The sequence below is a fragment of the Mycolicibacterium litorale genome (assembly GCF_010731695.1).
Lineage (GTDB): Bacteria > Actinomycetota > Actinomycetes > Mycobacteriales > Mycobacteriaceae > Mycobacterium > Mycobacterium litorale.
Genome location: NZ_AP022586.1, coordinates 2165201 through 2181959, shown reverse-complemented (window position 1 = coordinate 2181959; position 16759 = coordinate 2165201). Strand labels below are relative to the sequence as shown.

The window sequence follows — 16759 nt, the reverse complement described above, 5'->3', positions numbered from 1 at the left end:
CTGCGGAAATCGGCGGTGTAATCGGGCGGTACGCCCAACGAAAGGTGCTCATGCTCGGGAAGGCGCTGGCGCAGCAGATCGCCGACGACATCACCGACGTCATCGGCCGCAACGTGCTCATCACCGACGAGCGCGCAATCGTGCTGGGCAGCGGCGACGAGTCCCGGGTGGGGCAGTTCCACGAGGCGTCGGTCGAGGTGATCCGCAGCAGACGCACCATCGCCCATTCCGCCGAGGACGTGCGCGATCTCGTCGGGACCCTGCCCGGTGTGACGATTCCGCTGGTGACCGACGACCGGGTGGTGGGCACCATCGGGCTGTCCGGCCCGCCCGCCGAGGTCGAGCAGTTCGGACTGCTGGTCAAGCGGCAGACCGAGATCCTGATGCAGGAGGCCGCGCGGATCGGCCTGCGGATGACCCGCGAACGGGCCACCACCGAACTGCTCGCCGAGATCTGCGAGTGGCACCAGTCCCGCGTCCCCACCGCCCGGTTGTTGCAGCGCGGCCGCACGCTGGGCCACGATCTGACGCTGCCGCGCCGCATCGTGCTGATCCAGTGGGACGACCGGGAGGCCGGGCCGCGGGAGATCGGCTCCGAGGACATCAGCCGCGTCGCGGTGCGGGTGTTCGATTCCGACCGCGACCTGATCGCGCCACTGTCGCGGACCGTGGTCGCGGTCGCCACACCCGACGACTCCTCGATGCGGCCGCTGCACGACCGGTGCGCCGAACTCGTCACCGTCGCCGCGGACAGTGGGATGCCGCTGCGGGCGGCGATCGGGTCGCCGGCGGCGGGCATCGCGGCGCTCAACATCTCCGCACGCGACGCCTACGACGCGATGCACGTGGGCCCGAGCGCGCAGCCGGACCAGCGGATCCACCGGATCGACGAGGTGCGGCTCCACCAGGCGCTGTCGGTCGTTCCGATCGACTCGCGGCTTCGGCTCACCGAGGGACTGCTCGGACCGCTGCTCGCCGACCGCGACTGGGCCGTGCTGCGCGACACGCTGATCGCATGGGGGGACTGCGCGTTCAACGTCACGAGGGCCGCCGAACGGCTCCACGTGCATCGCAACACGCTGATCTACCGCCTGGACAAGGTGGGCCGCACCCTGGACCGCACGCTGAGCGAGCCGGGGCTGGCGGTCGCGGTGTACGTGACGTGCGTGCTCGACCGGCTAGGCTGAGCACCGGAGTGCCGGGAAGTCTGGTCGGCCGGGGTGGCCCACCCCGTGCCCAACGCCCGACCGATCGCCGAGGACTCCGTTGACACCCACCCCCTTCCGCCGCGCCCGGTACGCCCTGCTGGAACGGGGGTCCTGGGCGGAGTCCCGCCGCATCGCCGAGATCCTGCGCCGCGAGACCGTCGGCGGCGCCATCCTCCTGGTGGCCGCGACGGTCGCCCTGCTCTGGGCGAACTCACCGTGGTCGGCCGCCTACTTCTCGCTGCGCGATCTGCACATCGGCGGTGAGCCGTTCGGACTGCACCTGGACCTGACCGTGGGCACCTGGGTGGCCGACGGCATGCTGGCGATCTTCTTCTTCGTGGTGGGCCTGGAACTCAAGCGCGAGTTCGTCGCGGGCGATCTGCGCGATCCCGCCCGCGCCGCGCTGCCGATCGCCGCCGCGGTCGGCGGGATGGTGGTGCCCGCGCTGATCTTCGTCGCGTTCACGGCCGGCGTCGGTGACGGTGCGGTCAAGGGGTGGGCCATCCCAACGGCGACCGACATCGCGTTCGCCGTCGCCGTCCTCGCGGTCCTGTCCACCCACCTGCCCACCGCGCTGCGGACATTCCTGCTCACGTTGGCCGTCGTCGACGATCTGCTCGCGGTGACCGTCATCGCGGTGTTCTACACCGACGGGATCGATTTCACGGCGCTCGGACTGGCGGTCATCCCGCTCGTGCTGTTCGGGATCTGCGTGCAGCGCCGGCTCCGCTCGTGGTGGCTGCTGATCCCGCTCGGCTTCGCCACCTGGGTGCTGGTCCACGAATCGGGCGTGCACGCCACCGTCGCCGGTGTGCTGCTCGGCTTCACCGTGCCCGTGCTGCGCAGCGCCGCCGCAGGGGGACCGGAGGCGGGGCCCGGCCTGGCCGAACACTTCGAACACCGGCTGCGCCCGATCTCGGCCGGTGTGGCCGTGCCGGCGTTCGCGTTCTTCGCCGCCGGGGTGGCGATCGGCGGGCTCGACGGTTTCACCCGCGCCATGTCCGACCCCATCACGCTCGGCATCGTGTTCGGCCTGGTGGTCGGAAAACCCATCGGGATCTACCTGACCACCCGGGTGCTGGCCTCGGTGACACGCGCGAACCTGGACAGCGCGCTGCGATGGATCGACGTGTTCGGCGTGGCGATGCTGGCCGGCATCGGCTTCACGGTGTCGCTGCTCATCGGCGACCTCGCCTACGGTCTCGGCTCAGATCGTGACGATTTCGTGAAGGTGGGAGTGCTCACCGGGTCCGTGGTCGCGGCGTTGCTCGCCGCGGTCCTCCTGAGGGTCCGCAACCGCCACTACCGGGCGATTCACCTGCAGGAGACCGCCGATACGGACCACGACGGAGTGCCCGATGTGTACCAGTCTCGGCGCGACTGAGCCCTGAGGTCGTGCGTAGACTGACGGAATGCTTGAACAGATCCGCGGTCCCGCCGATCTGCAGCACCTTTCACAGTCTCAGTTGTCAGAACTGGCGGGTGAGATCCGCGAGTTCCTGATCCACAAGGTTGCTGCCACCGGAGGGCATCTGGGCCCGAACCTCGGCGTCGTCGAGTTGACGCTTGCGCTGCACCGGGTCTTCGACTCGCCGCACGATCCGCTGATCTTCGACACGGGCCATCAGGCGTACGTACACAAGATGCTGACCGGCCGCGCGCACGAGTTCGACTCGCTGCGCAAGAAGGACGGCCTGTCGGGTTACCCGTCGCGCGCCGAGAGCGAGCACGACTGGGTGGAGTCCAGTCACGCCAGCGCGGCCCTGTCGTACGCCGACGGGCTGGCCAAGGCGTTCGAGCTGACCGGGCACCGCAACCGCCACGTGGTCGCCGTCGTCGGCGACGGCGCCCTGACCGGTGGCATGTGCTGGGAGGCGCTGAACAACATCGCGGCCGCGCGCAGGCCCGTGGTGATCGTCGTCAACGACAACGGCCGCAGCTATGCGCCGACCATCGGCGGGTTCGCCGACCACCTTGCCGCCCTGCGCCTGCAGCCCGGCTACGAACGCCTGCTCGACGAGGGGCGCAGAGCCGTGCGCGGTCTGCCGGTGATCGGCGAGTTCTGCTACCAGTGCATGCACAGCGTCAAGGCGGGCCTGAAGGACGCGCTGTCGCCGCAGGTGATGTTCACCGACCTCGGGCTGAAGTACGTCGGCCCGATCGACGGGCACGACGAGCACGCCGTCGAGTCGGCGCTTCGGCACGCCCGCGGCTTCAACGCGCCGGTGATCGTGCACGTGGTGACCCGTAAGGGCAACGGTTACGCACCGGCCGAGAACGACGAGGCCGAGCAGATGCACGCCTGCGGCGTCATCGACGTCGCCACCGGGCTGGCCACCAAGGTCGCCGCTCCCGGCTGGACCTCAGCGTTCGCTGAGGAGCTCGTCGCGTACGGCACAAAGCGCCGCGACGTCGTCGCGATCACCGCGGCCATGCCCGGCCCGACCGGGTTGTCCGCCTTCCGTGACCGGTTCCCGGACCGCTTCTTCGACGTCGGCATCGCCGAACAGCATGCGATGACGTCGGCCGCGGGTCTGGCGATGGGTGGGCTGCACCCGGTGGTCGCCATCTACTCGACGTTCCTCAACCGCGCGTTCGATCAGCTGATGATGGACGTCGCACTGCACAAGCTGCCGGTCACTCTGGTGCTCGACCGGTCCGGCGTCACCGGTCCGGACGGGGCCAGCCACAACGGCATGTGGGATCTGTCGGTGCTGGGCGTCGTGCCCGGTATGCGGGTGGCGGCCCCCCGCGACGGCGCCCGGCTGCGCGAGGAACTCGGCGAGGCGCTCGACGTCAACGACGGTCCCACCGCCATCCGCTTCCCGAAAGGCGATGTGGGCGAGGACATTCCGGCGTTGCGCCGGCGCCGCGGCGTCGACGTGCTCGCCGAGCCCGCCGAGGGTCTGTCCGACGACGTGCTGCTCGTGGCGGTCGGACCGTTCGCGTCGATGGCGCTGACCGTCGCCGAACGCCTGCGCAAGCAGGGCATCGGTGTCACCGTCGTCGACCCGCGCTGGGTGCTGCCGGTGCCCGCGGGGCTCACCGAGTTGGCCGCCGCCCACAAGCTGGTGGTCACCGTCGAGGACAACGGTCTGCACGGCGGCATCGGATCGGCCGTCTCGGCCACGCTACGGCACGCCGAGGTCGACGTGCCGTGCCGCGATCTGGGCCTGCCGCAGCGGTTCTTCGACCACGCCTCGCGTGGTGAGGTGCTCGCCGACGTCGGCCTGACCGACCGCAACATCGCCCGCCAGATCACCGGCTGGGTGGCCGCACTCGGCGCCACGCCGGCCGACGACGAGGTCAGCGAGCGACTGGACTGACCGTAGGCCTGCGGCCGCCGAGCGGAATGCGGGCCACCTCGCGCAGTTCGGTCGAGGCGTCGGGCTGTTCGAACAGCACCTCGGCGTCGCGGCCCGAAAGTAGCAGCGTCGCAATGGTGTTGCCGAAAACCGGCCCGGCCGTGTTCGTCCAGCTGACGGTCAGCTCGGGGGATCCGTGGCGTCGTGCCCAGCGCCGCAGGACCGGCGCCAACCGTCGCGACCAGCCGAGCTTGAACGCCGGTTTGACGTAGGACGGCACATAGTTGTGCACCGGTGAGCACACCAGTTGGTGCACGGTGGCGGCCTCGCCGTCCACGCCGTCGAGGGCCGCTTTCGCGGCGTAGCTGTGGTGCACGTCGCCGGAGAGCACCGTGACGGTCGCCGGGCCGTCGGGATGAGTTGCGGCCCGGCGGATCATCGTGGTCAGCCGCAGGAACGACTTGATGAATGCCGGCCAGTGCTCGAGATCTGCGGCCTGGCGCAGTTTCTCGGCGGGCACCCCGCGCCATCCCGGACGGTCGGCGGAGATCTCGTTGACGGTCTGCAGATCCGACAACACCGGCGGCATCAGCCACGGCACCGAGGATCCCAGGACCAGGTGGTCCACGTCGTCGATCCCGTCGGCGGTTTGCGCCTCGAGCCAGGCGAATTCGCGTTCGCCGATCATCATGCGCTCGCCCGATTCGAGGATCCGGCCGTTCCGCGTGTCCATCATGATGAAGCGGTTGCGCCCGAAATCCCACCGGTAGCTGAACCGCACGCCCTTGTTGGCGTCCACCTCGGCGTCGGCGCGGTCGGCCATCTCCACGAGTACCGGCCACACGTCGCCGTCGACACTGCGCATCCGCCGGTAGTCCTCGTCGGCGGCCAGCTCCTCGGGGCTGAGGTTGCCGATGTGCTGGTAGACCCAGTACGACGCCAGCCCCGCGCGGATGCGGTCACGCCACCACGGTTGGCCGTCCATTTCGGCGCGCCAGGCGGCCGAGGTGTTCCAGTCGTCGCGGATGTCGTGGTCGTCGAAGATCATCGCGGTCGGCACCGTCGACATCACCCAGCGGATCTCGGGGTCCGACCACGAGTGCCGGTAGAGGCCCTCGTACTCGCCGAAGCTGACCACCTCGTCCGGTGGACGCTGCCCGTGCTTGGCGCGACGGCGGCGCCGGCCCGTCAGGTGCCTGCGGGCCTCCGGGGTCAATTCGTCGGCGTAGACCTGATCGCCGAGCAGGATGAGGAGATCCGGCCACATGCTGACCGGGAGCCGGGCCATGCGGTCGGCGTAGCGGTCCAGCGCGTCGGCGCCGAGCTTGTCGTCGACCTCCTCGACGCCGGTCTTGGGGTAGCGGCACGAGCCGAACACCGCTCGCAACCGTTCGGCGTTGAGCGGCCCGCGAGTGCGAATCACGCTGGGCGGAAACGGGCTCCCGGGCAGCGGCCACACCAGTTCACCGTCGATGTGCACCTGGTACTCGGTCGTCGAATCCGGGTCGAGGCCGGTGACGGTGACCAACGCGTAGTGGTGTTCTTGAACCTGAAAAGTCTTTGCCGTGCAACCGAGTACGGTCACCTCGGCGGGACGGTCGGTCTGCACCCAGACCACCGCGGTGGTCTCGCCGACGTGTCGCAGTGTGGGTCCGAGGAGCAGGCTCGTCGACTCGTCGGGGGAGTGGTTGGGTGTGACCGGGGTACTCACCCCTCCGCGGTTCCCGGTTCGTCAATTACTCAAACCGCGACCCGGGTCACTCGGTGGAGGACGGGGCGAGCGCCGCGGTCAGCACCGGCACCACCAGGTCGCGCTGCCACGGACGCACCCCGGCCGCGACGAGGAAGTCCTCGACCGCCGCGGCGATGTCGGGGGCGGGCTGCCAGTCCCAGCACAGCCGTCGCACCACCTCGGGCGTGACGAGGTTCTCCGAGGGCACCGCCACCCGCTCCGCCAGCGCGGACAGGCCCGCGCGGGCGGCTTCCAGCCGCGCGGCCGCCTCGGGTTTGCGTCGCGCCCACCGCGACGGGGGCGGCGGGCCGTTCGTCGGTTCGGCCGAATCAGGCGGGTCCGGGTTGTGGCGTGCGCGGTCGAGCGCGTCCAGCCACACCTGGGCACTGCGCCGCTGCCGGGTGCCGCCGAACACCGGAAGCGCGGTCAGTTTCTCGACGGTGTCGGGATCGGCGGTGGCGGCGTTGATGATGGCGGCGTCGGGCAGGATGCGGCCGGGTGCGATGTCGCGCCTGCGGGCGATGTGATCACGCGTGGTCCACAGTTCGCGCACCGCGGCCAGCGCCCGCGGATCACGCACCTTGTGGATGCCGGAGGTGCGGCGCCACCGGTCGCGTCGGGTCGGCGCCGCCTCGTAGGTCCGCAGGTGCTCGAATTCCTGTGCGGCCCAGTCGGTTTTGCCCTGGTCGTCGAGCACTGCGGCGACCGCGTCGCGCAACTCGAGCAGCACCTCGACATCGAGTGCGGCGTAGTTGAGCCAGTCGGCGGGCAGCGGGCGTTTCGACCAGTCGGCGGCGCCGTGGCCCTTCATCAACTGCAGGCCGAGCAGTTCGGAGACCATCGTCGCCAGATTCACCCGCGCGAAGCCGGCCAGCCGGCCCGCGAGTTCGGTGTCGTACAGCTTCGGCGGGCGCATGCCGAGTTCCGCCAGACACGGCAGGTCCTGGTCGGCGGCGTGCAGCACCCACTCCTCGGTGTCGAGCACGTCGGCCAGCGGGGCCATCACCATCGTGGGGTCCTCGCCGTGGTTGACCGGGTCGATCAGCACCGTGCCGGCGCCTTCCCGCCGGATCTGCACCAGGTAGGCCCGGTTGGAGTACCGGAAACCCGACGCGCGCTCGGCGTCGATCGCGAACGGGCCGTGCCCGGTGGCGAGCAGTTCGGCCGCCGCGAGGATCTCGTCGGTGGTCACCGCGAGGTCGGGCACCCCGTCGGCGGGAGTGAGCAGCGGGATCGCCGCCGGTTCGGCGCCGGCGTCCTGTCCCTCGGGGTCTGTCTGGGGGGTCTCGCTCATCTCACGCGCGGGTGCGGGAACTGAGGTCGGTCACCCCGGTCGGGGGCAGGCCGGCGGCGTGTTCGAGCACCTCGCAGAACGCCTCCACGTGGGGCCCGAGCTCGAGTGTGACGGCGGTCCAGGACGCGCGCAGCTCCAGCTGGTGCGCACGCGGCGGGCCGGAGATGTCGCCGTAGCGCACCGAGGTGGTGGCGGTGACCGTGCCGCCCAGTGCGGTCACCTGATCGGCCTTGGACTCCAGCGCCTCGACCAGCCAGCTCCACGCCACCTCAGGCAGCAGGGGGTCGACGGCCTCGGTGGAGTCGAGGTCGGCCTGGATGAACGCCACCAGCCGCATGGTGCCGTCCCACGCCTCGGCGCCCTCCGGGTCGTGGAGCAGGATCAGCCGCCCGAAGGCGTCGCCTTCGGAGCGTTCGGGGACGATCGCGGTCTCGGGATGCCGGATCTCGGCGCCCAGGGCGTAGCTGTAGGGCGCCAGCCGCTGCGGTGGGCGTATCGGGCCGAGCTCGATCTCCGGCCGTACGGTGGTGGCATTCATCGCCGCCACCGCAGCACGGAACTGAGCCGGTTCGGCGGTGGTCACGCCGGTGACGCTAGACCATTCGGCCGCTGGGCCACGCAGGCGCGCCGAACCGACGCACGATGGTGACCCGGGGGCCCCGCGGCGGCCGTCGGCGGCGTTCGCGGGCGACGGTGCGGGCCGTGGCAGCATTGATGGCGATGAACACCCGCCGTGAACTGCCCGACTCGCCCTATCTCGCCGCCGCCCGCGGTCACAAACCCGCCCGGGTGCCGGTGTGGTTCATGCGCCAGGCGGGGCGGTCGCTGCCCGAGTACCGGGCGCTGCGGGCGCGTAACACCATGATGCAGGCCTGCTTCGACGCCGAGCTGATCACCGAGATCACCCTGCAGCCGGTGCGCAGGCACGGGGTGGACGCGGCGATCTTGTTCTCCGACATCGTGGTACCGCTGCGGGCGTCCGGTATCGCGCTCGACATCGTGCCCGACGTGGGTCCGGTGATCGAGCATCCGGTGCGCACCGCCGCCGACGTGGCCGCGATCAGACCGCTCGAGCGGGAGACCGTCCAGCCCGTCGAGCAGGCGGTGTCGATGCTGACCTCGGCGCTCGGCGAGGTCCCGCTGATCGGCTTCGCCGGTGCGCCCTTCACACTCGCGTCCTATCTGGTCGAAGGCGGTCCGAGCAAGCACCACGAGCACACCAAGGCAATGATGCTCGGTGCGCCCGACGTCTGGCACGCACTCATGTCGGCGCTCACCGACGTCACGATCGCGTTTCTGCAGGCCCAGGTGGACGCGGGGGTCGACGCGCTGCAGGTGTTCGATTCGTGGGCGGGCACGCTCTCGCTGGCCGACTACCGCCGCTACGTGCTGCCGCACAGCACCCGGGTGTTCCAGGCGCTGGCGCCGGCCGGTGTGCCGATGACCCACTTCGGGGTGGGCACCGCGGAGTTGCTCGGCGCCATGTCCGAAGCGATCGCCGCGTCGGGGGCGCCCGGCGTGGTGGGTGTGGACTGGCGCACCTCGCTGACCGACGCGGCCGGCCGGGTCGAGCGCGGCAGCGCGCTGCAGGGCAACCTCGATCCGGTCGTGCTGCTGGCCGGGTGGCCGGTGGTCGAACCGGCCGTGCGGGCGGTGGTCGAGGACGGCAGACGCGCGGTCGACGCCGGGGCGGCGGGGCATGTGTTCAACCTCGGGCACGGTGTGCTGCCCGCCACCGACCCGCAGATCGTGACGGCCACCGTGGAGTTGGTGCATTCGTTGTGAGCGCGAGGTTCTGCGTCGTCGGCGGCGGTATCTCGGGGCTGGTCGCGGCCTACCGGCTGCGGGTGACCGCCGGACCGGACGCGGAGATCACCGTGCTGGACCCGGCGGACCGGCTCGGCGGGGTGCTGCGCACCGAACGGGTGGGCGGACAGTGGCTCGACGTCGGCGCCGAGGCGTTCGTGGCGCGGCGGCCCGAGGTGCCGGCGCTGCTGGCCGAACTCGGTCTCGGCGGCCGCCAGATCGGCACCACCGGTGCCCGACCGCTCATCTACAGCCAGTCCCGGCTGCACCCGATGCCCCAGCACACCCTGCAGGGCATCCCGTCCGGTGCGGTGACGATGGCGGGACTGGTCGACGATGCGACCATCGCGCGCATCACCGACGAACCCATGCGGCCGCTGCGCTGGCGGCCCGGCGCCGACCCCAGCGTGGGCGACCTGGTCGCCGACCGGTTCGGCGAGCAGGTCGTAGCCCGGTCGGTCGATCCCCTGCTTGGCGGCGTCTACGCCGGGTCGGCCGCCTCGATCGGGTTGCGCGCGGCCGCCCCGACGCTGGCCGCCGCGCTGGACTGCGGTGCCCGCAACCTCACTGAAGCGGTGCGCGACGCGCTGCCGCCACCGGCGCCGGGATCGGTCTTCGGCGCGGTCGACGGCGGATACACCGTGCTGCTCGATGCGCTGCGCCGCCAGGCCGGACTGCACTGGGCGCAGGTCGCCGTGCAGCGGGTCGACCGGACGGGCCGCGGTGTGGAACTGCTCGACGACGAGGGCAACCGCTGGCCGGCCGACGCCGTGGTGCTGGCGGTGCCCGCACCGCGGCTGCCGGGGCTGGTCGAGCACATCGCCCCGCGCACGGCGGCGGCCGCGCGGCGCATTGCGGTGGCCTCGGCGGCGGTGGTCGCCTTGGCGCTGCCGGGCGGCACACCCCTGCCCCAGCAGTCCGGCGTGCTGGTCGCCACCGACGACCCGCAGCGACGTCTGCGCGCCAAGGCGATCACGCTGTCGTCGCGCAAGTGGGGCCAGCGCGGCAACGTCGAACTCGTGCGGCTGTCCTACGGCCGCTTCGGTGACGATCTTGCCCGCAGCGCGGGAGACGAGGACCTGCTGTCGTGGGCCGCCGCCGATCTGGCGACCGTCTTCGGCATCGACGCCGAGCCCGTCGACAGCCACGTGCACCGGTGGATCGACGCGATGCCGCAGTACGGGCCCGGCCACGCCGACCTGGTCGCCGACGTGCGGGCCGGGCTGCCGCGCGAGGTGGCCGTCGCCGGTGGCTATCTGGACGGCATCGGGGTGCCCGCGTGCGTGGCGTCGGCCACCAGGGCGGTGGCCGCGCTGGCCACGGCCGGCGTGGCACGATAGAACCATGGCCAAGCTCGACTTCGACGCACTCAACTCCACCATCCGCTACCTGATGTTTTCGGTGTTCTCGGTCCGCCCGGGGGAGCTGGGATACGACGAGCAGGCACGCGCGGCGGTGGTCGACGAGACCGCGACCTTCCTCAAACAGCAGGAGGAACGCGGCGTGGTGGTCCGCGGGCTGTACGACATCGCGGGCATGCGCGCCGACGCCGACTTCATGATGTGGACCCACGCCGACACCGTGGAGGCGCTGCAGGCCACCTACGCCGACTTCCGGCGCACCACCGCGCTGGGCCGGGCCAGCTCGCCGGTGTGGAGCAACGTCGCACTCCACCGGCCCGCTGAGTTCAACAAGAGCCACATCCCCGCCTTCCTCGCCGGGGAGGACCCGGGTAACTACATCTGCGTCTACCCGTTCGTCCGGTCGCTGGACTGGTATCTGCTGCCCGACGACGAGCGCAGGCGAATGCTGAGCGAACACGGGATGGCCGCGCGCGGCTACAAGGACGTCCGCGCCAACACCGTGCCGGCGTTCGCGCTCGGCGACTACGAGTGGATCCTCGCCTTCGAGGCGCCCGAACTGCACCGCATCGTCGACCTGATGCGTGATCTGCGCGCCACCGACGCACGGCGGCACGTCCGCGAGGAGACGCCGTTCTTCACCGGCCCGCGCGTGGGCGTCGAAGAGCTGGTCACCCGCCTGCCGTAGGCATGCCCGGCATCACCCCTGCCGCTCAGGTGTAGGCGACGTGGACCCGATGGATGTGGCCCTCGAAGGGGAACGGGGCGCGTTCGCGATAGTCCAAGGAGACCGGTGAGCCGAGGCAGGTGCCGATGTCGAGGCAGTCGTTGGCGGTGAACAGCAGTGGCGCGCTGATCGGGACGCAGCCCGCGGCGATGGTGTCACCGTCTCGGGCGATCGTGATGTCGAGTGGACCGGCCGGACGCGGCTGCGCGTACCGGGTCGTCACCACCAGGGTCGTCCGCCCGGGCGGCAGCTTGCTCTCCGAGCGGATCTTGGTGCGCGACAGGATGAACAGGTTGTACTCGTAGCAGAGGTGACCCTCGTCGAGGTAGCAGGTCAGTCCGCCCGCCGCTGCACCGAGCGAGTACAGCACCCCGTTGGCGTCGGCGGGGATGTCGACGTCGATGGTGACGACGTTGTTCCTGTTTCCCAGAGCGGGTGCGCAGAATTCGGGCATCCGCACCATGTCGCCGGCGAACTCCCACTCCCGGTACGGCGGGGAGATGCGCAGTTCCGGGTGATACACGGGCACCCACAACCCGCCGCCGATGGGCAGCACCGCGTTGCGGGCCGCTTCGATGGCGAACAACTCCCGCATCTGGGCCAGCTTCTTGGGCAGGCGGTCTGCGAGATCTCGGGACTGTGACCAGTCCTCCTCAAGGTGGTACAGCTCCCACCGGTCGTTGTCCGGGGTCCAGGTGGCGATGCCCTCGGGCTGCCCGGGAACCCAGGGCAACCGTGGACCGCGCGCGGCGGCCAGCCATCCGTCGTGATAGATGGCCCGGCTCCCCATGATCTCGAAGTACTGGGTCTTCTTGCCGCCGGGTGCGGTGCGGTCGGCCAGGGTCCGGGCGAAACTCGCTCCGGCCAGCGGCATCTGCGGCTCGCCGTAGACGGTGCGCGGCGCCTCGATCCCGACGACGTCGTAGATGGTCGGCACCACATCGGTGCAGTGCAGGAACACGTCACGCGGTGCCGGGTCGGCGGTGATCTTGGCCGGCCACCGCACTGCCATCGGGTTGCGGGTGCCGCCCAGGTGCGACGCGAGCAACTTCATGCCCTTGTACGGGGTGCTGCCGGCCCACGCCCATCCGGCGTGGTACTGGTTGTCGACCAGCGGGGAGCCGAGCACGTCCAGCCCGCCGAGCTCGTCGAGGGCGTCGATGTGCTGACGGACGGTGGTGGGAATCCCGTTCTGCGCCAACAGCTCCGCGATGGTGCCGTTCTGACCCTCGCCCGAGGAGCCGTTGTCGCCCCAGATGTAGAAGAACAGCGTGTTCTCGCCGTAGCCCAGGTGGTCCAATTCGTCGGCGATACGGCCGACCTGCACGTCGACATGTTCGGCGTAGCCGGCGGCGACCTCCATGAGACGGCGCTGGAACGGCTTCTCGTCCTCGGGGATGTCGTCCCAGGCGGCCAGCGTCTCGTCACGTTCGGTGAGCCGGCAGTCCTGCGGGAGCCAGCCCTTCTGCTTGGCGCGCTCGAACACCCGCTGCCGGTAGGTGTCCCAGCCGTCGTCGAATTTGCCGGCGTACTTGTCCGCCCAGTCCTTCATGATGTGGTGCGGACCGTGCAGACAGCCACTGGCCCAGTACATGAAGAACGGTTTGTCGGCGTTGAACGCCTTGTGCCGGCGCAGCCAGCCGATGGCGTCGTCGGCCAGGTCCTCGGACAGGTGGTAGCCCTCTTCCGGGGTCCGGGGCGGGGCGACCACGGTGGTGTTGCGCACCAGGTGCGGCTCGTACTGCGAGGCCTCGCCGGCGAGGAAACCGTAGAAGTACTCGAAACCCAGTCCGGTGGGCCAGTTCTCGAACGGTCCCGCGGCGGTGGTCTCCTCGGCGGGAGTGTTGTGCCACTTGCCGAATGCGGAGGTCGCATAACCGTACTGCTTGAGCACCTCGGCAACGGTCGCGCTGGATCGCGGGATCTTGCCGGCATACCCGTCCCAGTCGTTGGCCAGCTCGGCGATCTGACCGTTGCCGATCTCGTGATGATTGCGGCCCGTCAGCAGCGAAGCCCGCGTCGGCGAACACATCGCTGTGGTGTGAAACCTGTTGTAGGACACTCCTTCTCCGCAGATCCGGTCCAGTGTCGCGGTGGTCACCTCACCACCGAATGTCGACGGCAATCCGGGTCCGGCATCATCGATGAGCACGATGACGATGTTCGGCGAATCGTCGTGCAAGCGCTTCGGAGGTACCCGCGGCCGGTAGGTCGATTCCTGCAGCGTGCGGCCCGCGACACTGCCGGACGGCACGGGAGCGAACGGCAACACACCGCCACCCGGCAACACCGGAGCTATGACCCGATCACCAGACGCCTCTGACACACCGCCGCCTTCCTCAGCCACATCGTCGTTGCGGCCGGGACCGCGAGCAGACCACGCCAATCGTGGTCCACCGACCGGGCATTCACATCGCAGCACCCAGTCTGGAACATGGCGACGATCGGCGCAGCCGTGTTGCACGAATTTCCACTCCCTGCGCGGGGTCACCGGCGATCCACCCGGATCGCGCAACCGGGTCCCGGGCCACCGCCGATTTGCTAGCCTCGGCGAACGTGCGCCTCGGTGGGGGAGCCCGGCGCACCACGTGAAAACGGTGTGGAGGCGGGGTGTCGGGCATGCACGCCAGGCCTGCGGAGCTGACCGTCATCGCCGGTTCCGCGGTGGCGGCGGTGGTGCTCACGGTCTGGCTCGTCGGCGGCCTGCCGGGTGTGGAGGTGGCCGACAATTTCGGGGTCGCCGTCTTCGCGGGGTACGCCGTGGTCTGCGCCGTACTGGCCGCGCGCGCCTCGACCGGACGGTTCCGCGGCGTGTGGGTCTGCTTCGCTGTCGCCTTCGGCGGCTGGACGGCGGGCGAGCTGATCTACGGCTATCTGGACATGGCGCTGCACCGCGCGTCGTTCCCGTCGGTCGCAGATCTCGGCTTCCTGCTGTTCCCCGTCTTCAGCTGCCTGGCTCTGGTGCAGTGGCCGATCGTGTCGGCGGGGCAGTCCCGGTTGCGTCTCGTACTCGACGGGCTGATCTTCGCGCTGTCGCTGTTCCTGCTGGCGTGGGTGCTGGCCCTGCGCGGCGTCTACGAGAGCTTCCGCGACGACAAGCTCGTGGTGAGCCTGGCGCTCGCCTACCCGCTGCTCGACCTGATGGTGCTCGCGGTGGCGGGTCTGGTCCTGGTCCGTGCCGGCCCTCGGCGGCGGCGCCCGCTGATGCTGCTCACCGCGGCCCTGTCGTTGATCACGCTGTCCGACATCACCTTCGCGTGGATCACCGCGGAGGGCACCTACGCCGCCGCGCTTCCCATCGATGTGGGCTGGGTGGCCGCAACGGTGCTCTTCGGGGCGGCCGCGCTGATCAGCCGGGGCGCACCCACCGCGCCGGACGACACCCCGCAGCTGCCCACCAGCATCTCGCTGTGGCTGCCCTATCTGCCGCTTCTGGTCGGCGGCAGCGGCGCCGCGATCGTCGTCCTCGACGGTGTGCTGCGGGCGACGGTGATCGTCGTGATCGTCGCGATCTGCCTGCGGCAGTTCCTGGCGTCGTGGGAGAACCGCAGGCTGCTGCGCATGGTGGCCGATCAGGCGCTGCGCGATCCGCTGACCGGCCTGGCCAACCTCGCGCTGTTCAACGACCGGTTGGCCCATGCCATGCAGCTGCGCGAACGCGACGCCCGCGCGGTGGCGGTGCTCTCCCTCGACCTCAACGACTTCAAGATGGTCAACGACAGCCTCGGGCACGCGGCGGGCAACGAACTGCTCACCCGCGTCGCCGAACGCCTCGCGACGTGCGTGCGGCCCGGCGACACCCTGGCCAGGGTCGGCGGCGACGAATTCGCCGTGCTCATCGAGGACCGCGCCGACCACTCGCTGGAGATCGCCCACCGCATCGTCGAGGCGTTCGACTCGCCCTTCGGCGTCGACGGGCAGAGCCTGCTGATGCGGCCGAGCGTCGGCCTGGCCGTCGCCTCCCCGGAGGACGATCCCGATCCGCTCGGCGAGCACCTGTTCAAATGCGCCGACGCCGCGATGTACGCCGCCAAGCGGTCCCGCACCGACGGCGTGCACGTGTTCACGCCGGAGATGACGCTGGAGTACCCCGAGCATTCGGGTCTGCTGCAGGTGGGCGACACGGGCGCCAAGGGCGGGGGCGTGGCGGCGGTGCAACTGCTCGGCGAGCTGCGCCAGGCCATCGACCGCCAGGAACTGGCCGTGGTCTACCAGCCGAAGTACCACCTCGAGTCATCGGAGCTCGCCGGTCTCGAGGCGCTGGTGCGGTGGCCGCATCCGGTCCACGGAGTGCTCAGTCCCAACGACTTCCTGCCGATGGTCCGCAGGCACGGGCTGATGGCGTCGGTCACCGAGTTGGTGCTCGACAAGGCGCTCGACGACGCCGCCGAATGGGCCGCGCGCGGCACGCCGGTCCCGGTCGCGGTCAACCTCTTCGCCGCCAGCATGGCCGACGCCGACCTGCCCGACCGGATCGTCTCGGCGCTGCGGGCGCGCGGCCTGCCGCCCGAGGCGCTGACCCTGGAGATCACCGAGGACCTGATCCTGCCCGACATCAAGCGGACCTGCGCGGTGCTCCGAGAATTACGCAGGCACGGAGTGCGGGTCGCCATCGACGACTTCGGCAGCGGGTACTCGGCGCTGAGCTATCTGCGCGAACTGCCGATCGACGAGGTCAAGCTGGACCGTCAGTTCATCGGCCCGATCATCTGGGACCCGCGCGCCGGGGAGGTGGTGCGCGCGGTCGTCGGCCTCGCGCAGACCCTGGGCCTGACGACGGTCGCCGAAGGTGTGGAGAACGCGGAGACCGCCGAACGCCTTCGGGCGTACCGCTGCGACGTCGCGCAGGGTTTCCACTACAGCCCGCCGCTGAGTGCGCCCGCCGTCGCGACGCTGTTGCGCGAGGAGACTATCCGGCCGCCGGCACCAGCCGCAGTGAGATGGAATTGATGCAGTACCGCTGATCGGTCGGCGTCGGGTAGCCCTCACCCTCGAACACGTGGCCCAGATGGCTGTGGCAGTTCGCGCACAGCACCTCGACACGTCGCATCCCGAGGGAGTCGTCGGTCCGCAGGATCACCGCGTCGGAATCGGCCGGATCGAAGAACGACGGCCAACCGCAGTGGGATTCGAACTTCTCGGTGCTGCGGAACAGTTCGGCGCCGCACGCCCGGCACTGGTAGACGCCCTCGGTCTTGGTGTCGGTGTACTCGCCGGTGAAGGGCCGCTCGGTGCCGGCGCGGCGCAGCACCGCGAACTCCTCGGGGGTGAGCTTCTTGCGCCACTCGTCGTCGGTCAGTTGCACCTTGGGAGCAGTCATGATCCC

At 70.4% G+C, this 16759-nt stretch carries 12 protein-coding genes; 7 read left to right on the top strand and 5 right to left on the bottom strand.

Annotated elements, in window-relative coordinates; translation table 11 throughout:
* Positions 1-50 precede the first annotated feature (50 nt).
* From G6N30_RS10195 to dxs, 3 genes are all read left to right on the top strand, one after another.
* Positions 51-1187 carry a CdaR family transcriptional regulator gene (locus G6N30_RS10195; RefSeq protein WP_163687500.1) on the top strand — a complete coding sequence of 379 codons (1137 nt, stop codon included), beginning with the start codon at positions 51-53 and terminating at the stop codon, positions 1185-1187.
* A 79-nt stretch (positions 1188-1266) separates the two neighbouring features.
* A complete protein-coding gene (gene nhaA, locus G6N30_RS10190) occupies positions 1267-2592 on the top strand; it encodes a Na+/H+ antiporter NhaA (RefSeq protein ID WP_134052412.1) in 1326 nt (441 codons plus the stop codon).
* Positions 2593-2620: 28 nt separating this feature from the next.
* Positions 2621-4534 (top strand): 1-deoxy-D-xylulose-5-phosphate synthase, encoded by a 1914-nt coding sequence (dxs, locus tag G6N30_RS10185; protein ID WP_134052410.1) that lies wholly within the window; start codon positions 2621-2623, stop codon positions 4532-4534.
* On the opposite strand, the gene G6N30_RS10180 is transcribed toward dxs, so the two are convergent.
* Genes G6N30_RS10180 through G6N30_RS10170 form a run of 3 tightly spaced genes read right to left on the bottom strand, consistent with a single transcriptional unit; the run spans position 4515 to position 8077 of the window.
* Positions 4515-6224, bottom strand: a complete 1710-nt coding sequence (locus G6N30_RS10180; protein ID WP_134052408.1) for an alkaline phosphatase D family protein — start codon at positions 6222-6224, stop codon at positions 4515-4517. The genes dxs and G6N30_RS10180 overlap by 20 nt on opposite strands.
* A 46-nt stretch (positions 6225-6270) precedes the next feature.
* The gene (locus G6N30_RS10175; protein WP_134052406.1) at positions 6271-7539 is read right to left on the bottom strand and encodes an HRDC domain-containing protein; all 1269 of its coding nucleotides are present in this window, start codon (positions 7537-7539) and stop codon (positions 6271-6273) included.
* 1 nt (position 7540) lies between these two features.
* Positions 7541-8077 carry a DUF3000 domain-containing protein gene (locus tag G6N30_RS10170; protein ID WP_234880171.1) on the bottom strand — a complete coding sequence of 179 codons (537 nt, stop codon included), beginning with the start codon at positions 8075-8077 and terminating at the stop codon, positions 7541-7543.
* A 182-nt stretch (positions 8078-8259) separates the two neighbouring features.
* Between G6N30_RS10170 and hemE the strand changes: the two genes are divergently transcribed.
* The 3 genes from hemE to hemQ are packed head-to-tail and all read left to right on the top strand — an operon-like array spanning position 8260 to position 11394.
* Positions 8260-9324, top strand: coding sequence for a uroporphyrinogen decarboxylase (gene hemE, locus G6N30_RS10165; RefSeq protein ID WP_134055131.1), 1065 nt, complete (start codon positions 8260-8262; stop codon positions 9322-9324).
* Entirely contained in the window at positions 9321-10685 is a 1365-nt protein-coding gene (locus G6N30_RS10160; protein ID WP_134052402.1) for a protoporphyrinogen oxidase, read from the top strand. The genes hemE and G6N30_RS10160 overlap by 4 nt, the downstream gene beginning before the upstream one ends.
* A 4-nt stretch (positions 10686-10689) precedes the next feature.
* Positions 10690-11394, top strand: a complete 705-nt coding sequence (gene hemQ / locus G6N30_RS10155) for a hydrogen peroxide-dependent heme synthase (RefSeq protein ID WP_134052400.1) — start codon at positions 10690-10692, stop codon at positions 11392-11394.
* Positions 11395-11419: 25 nt separating this feature from the next.
* On the opposite strand, the gene G6N30_RS10150 is transcribed toward hemQ, so the two are convergent.
* Complete coding sequence (locus G6N30_RS10150; protein ID WP_134055129.1) at positions 11420-13732, bottom strand: arylsulfatase; 2313 nt, start codon at positions 13730-13732, stop codon at positions 11420-11422.
* A gap of 320 nt (positions 13733-14052) precedes the next feature.
* Here G6N30_RS10150 and G6N30_RS10145 point away from each other — a divergent pair, with 320 nt between their 5' ends.
* The gene (locus G6N30_RS10145; protein WP_134052398.1) at positions 14053-16383 is read left to right on the top strand and encodes a putative bifunctional diguanylate cyclase/phosphodiesterase; all 2331 of its coding nucleotides are present in this window, start codon (positions 14053-14055) and stop codon (positions 16381-16383) included.
* On the opposite strand, the gene msrB is transcribed toward G6N30_RS10145, so the two are convergent.
* Entirely contained in the window at positions 16343-16753 is a 411-nt protein-coding gene (gene msrB, locus G6N30_RS10140; protein ID WP_134052397.1) for a peptide-methionine (R)-S-oxide reductase MsrB, read from the bottom strand. The genes G6N30_RS10145 and msrB overlap by 41 nt on opposite strands.
* Positions 16754-16759: the final 6 nt, after the last annotated feature.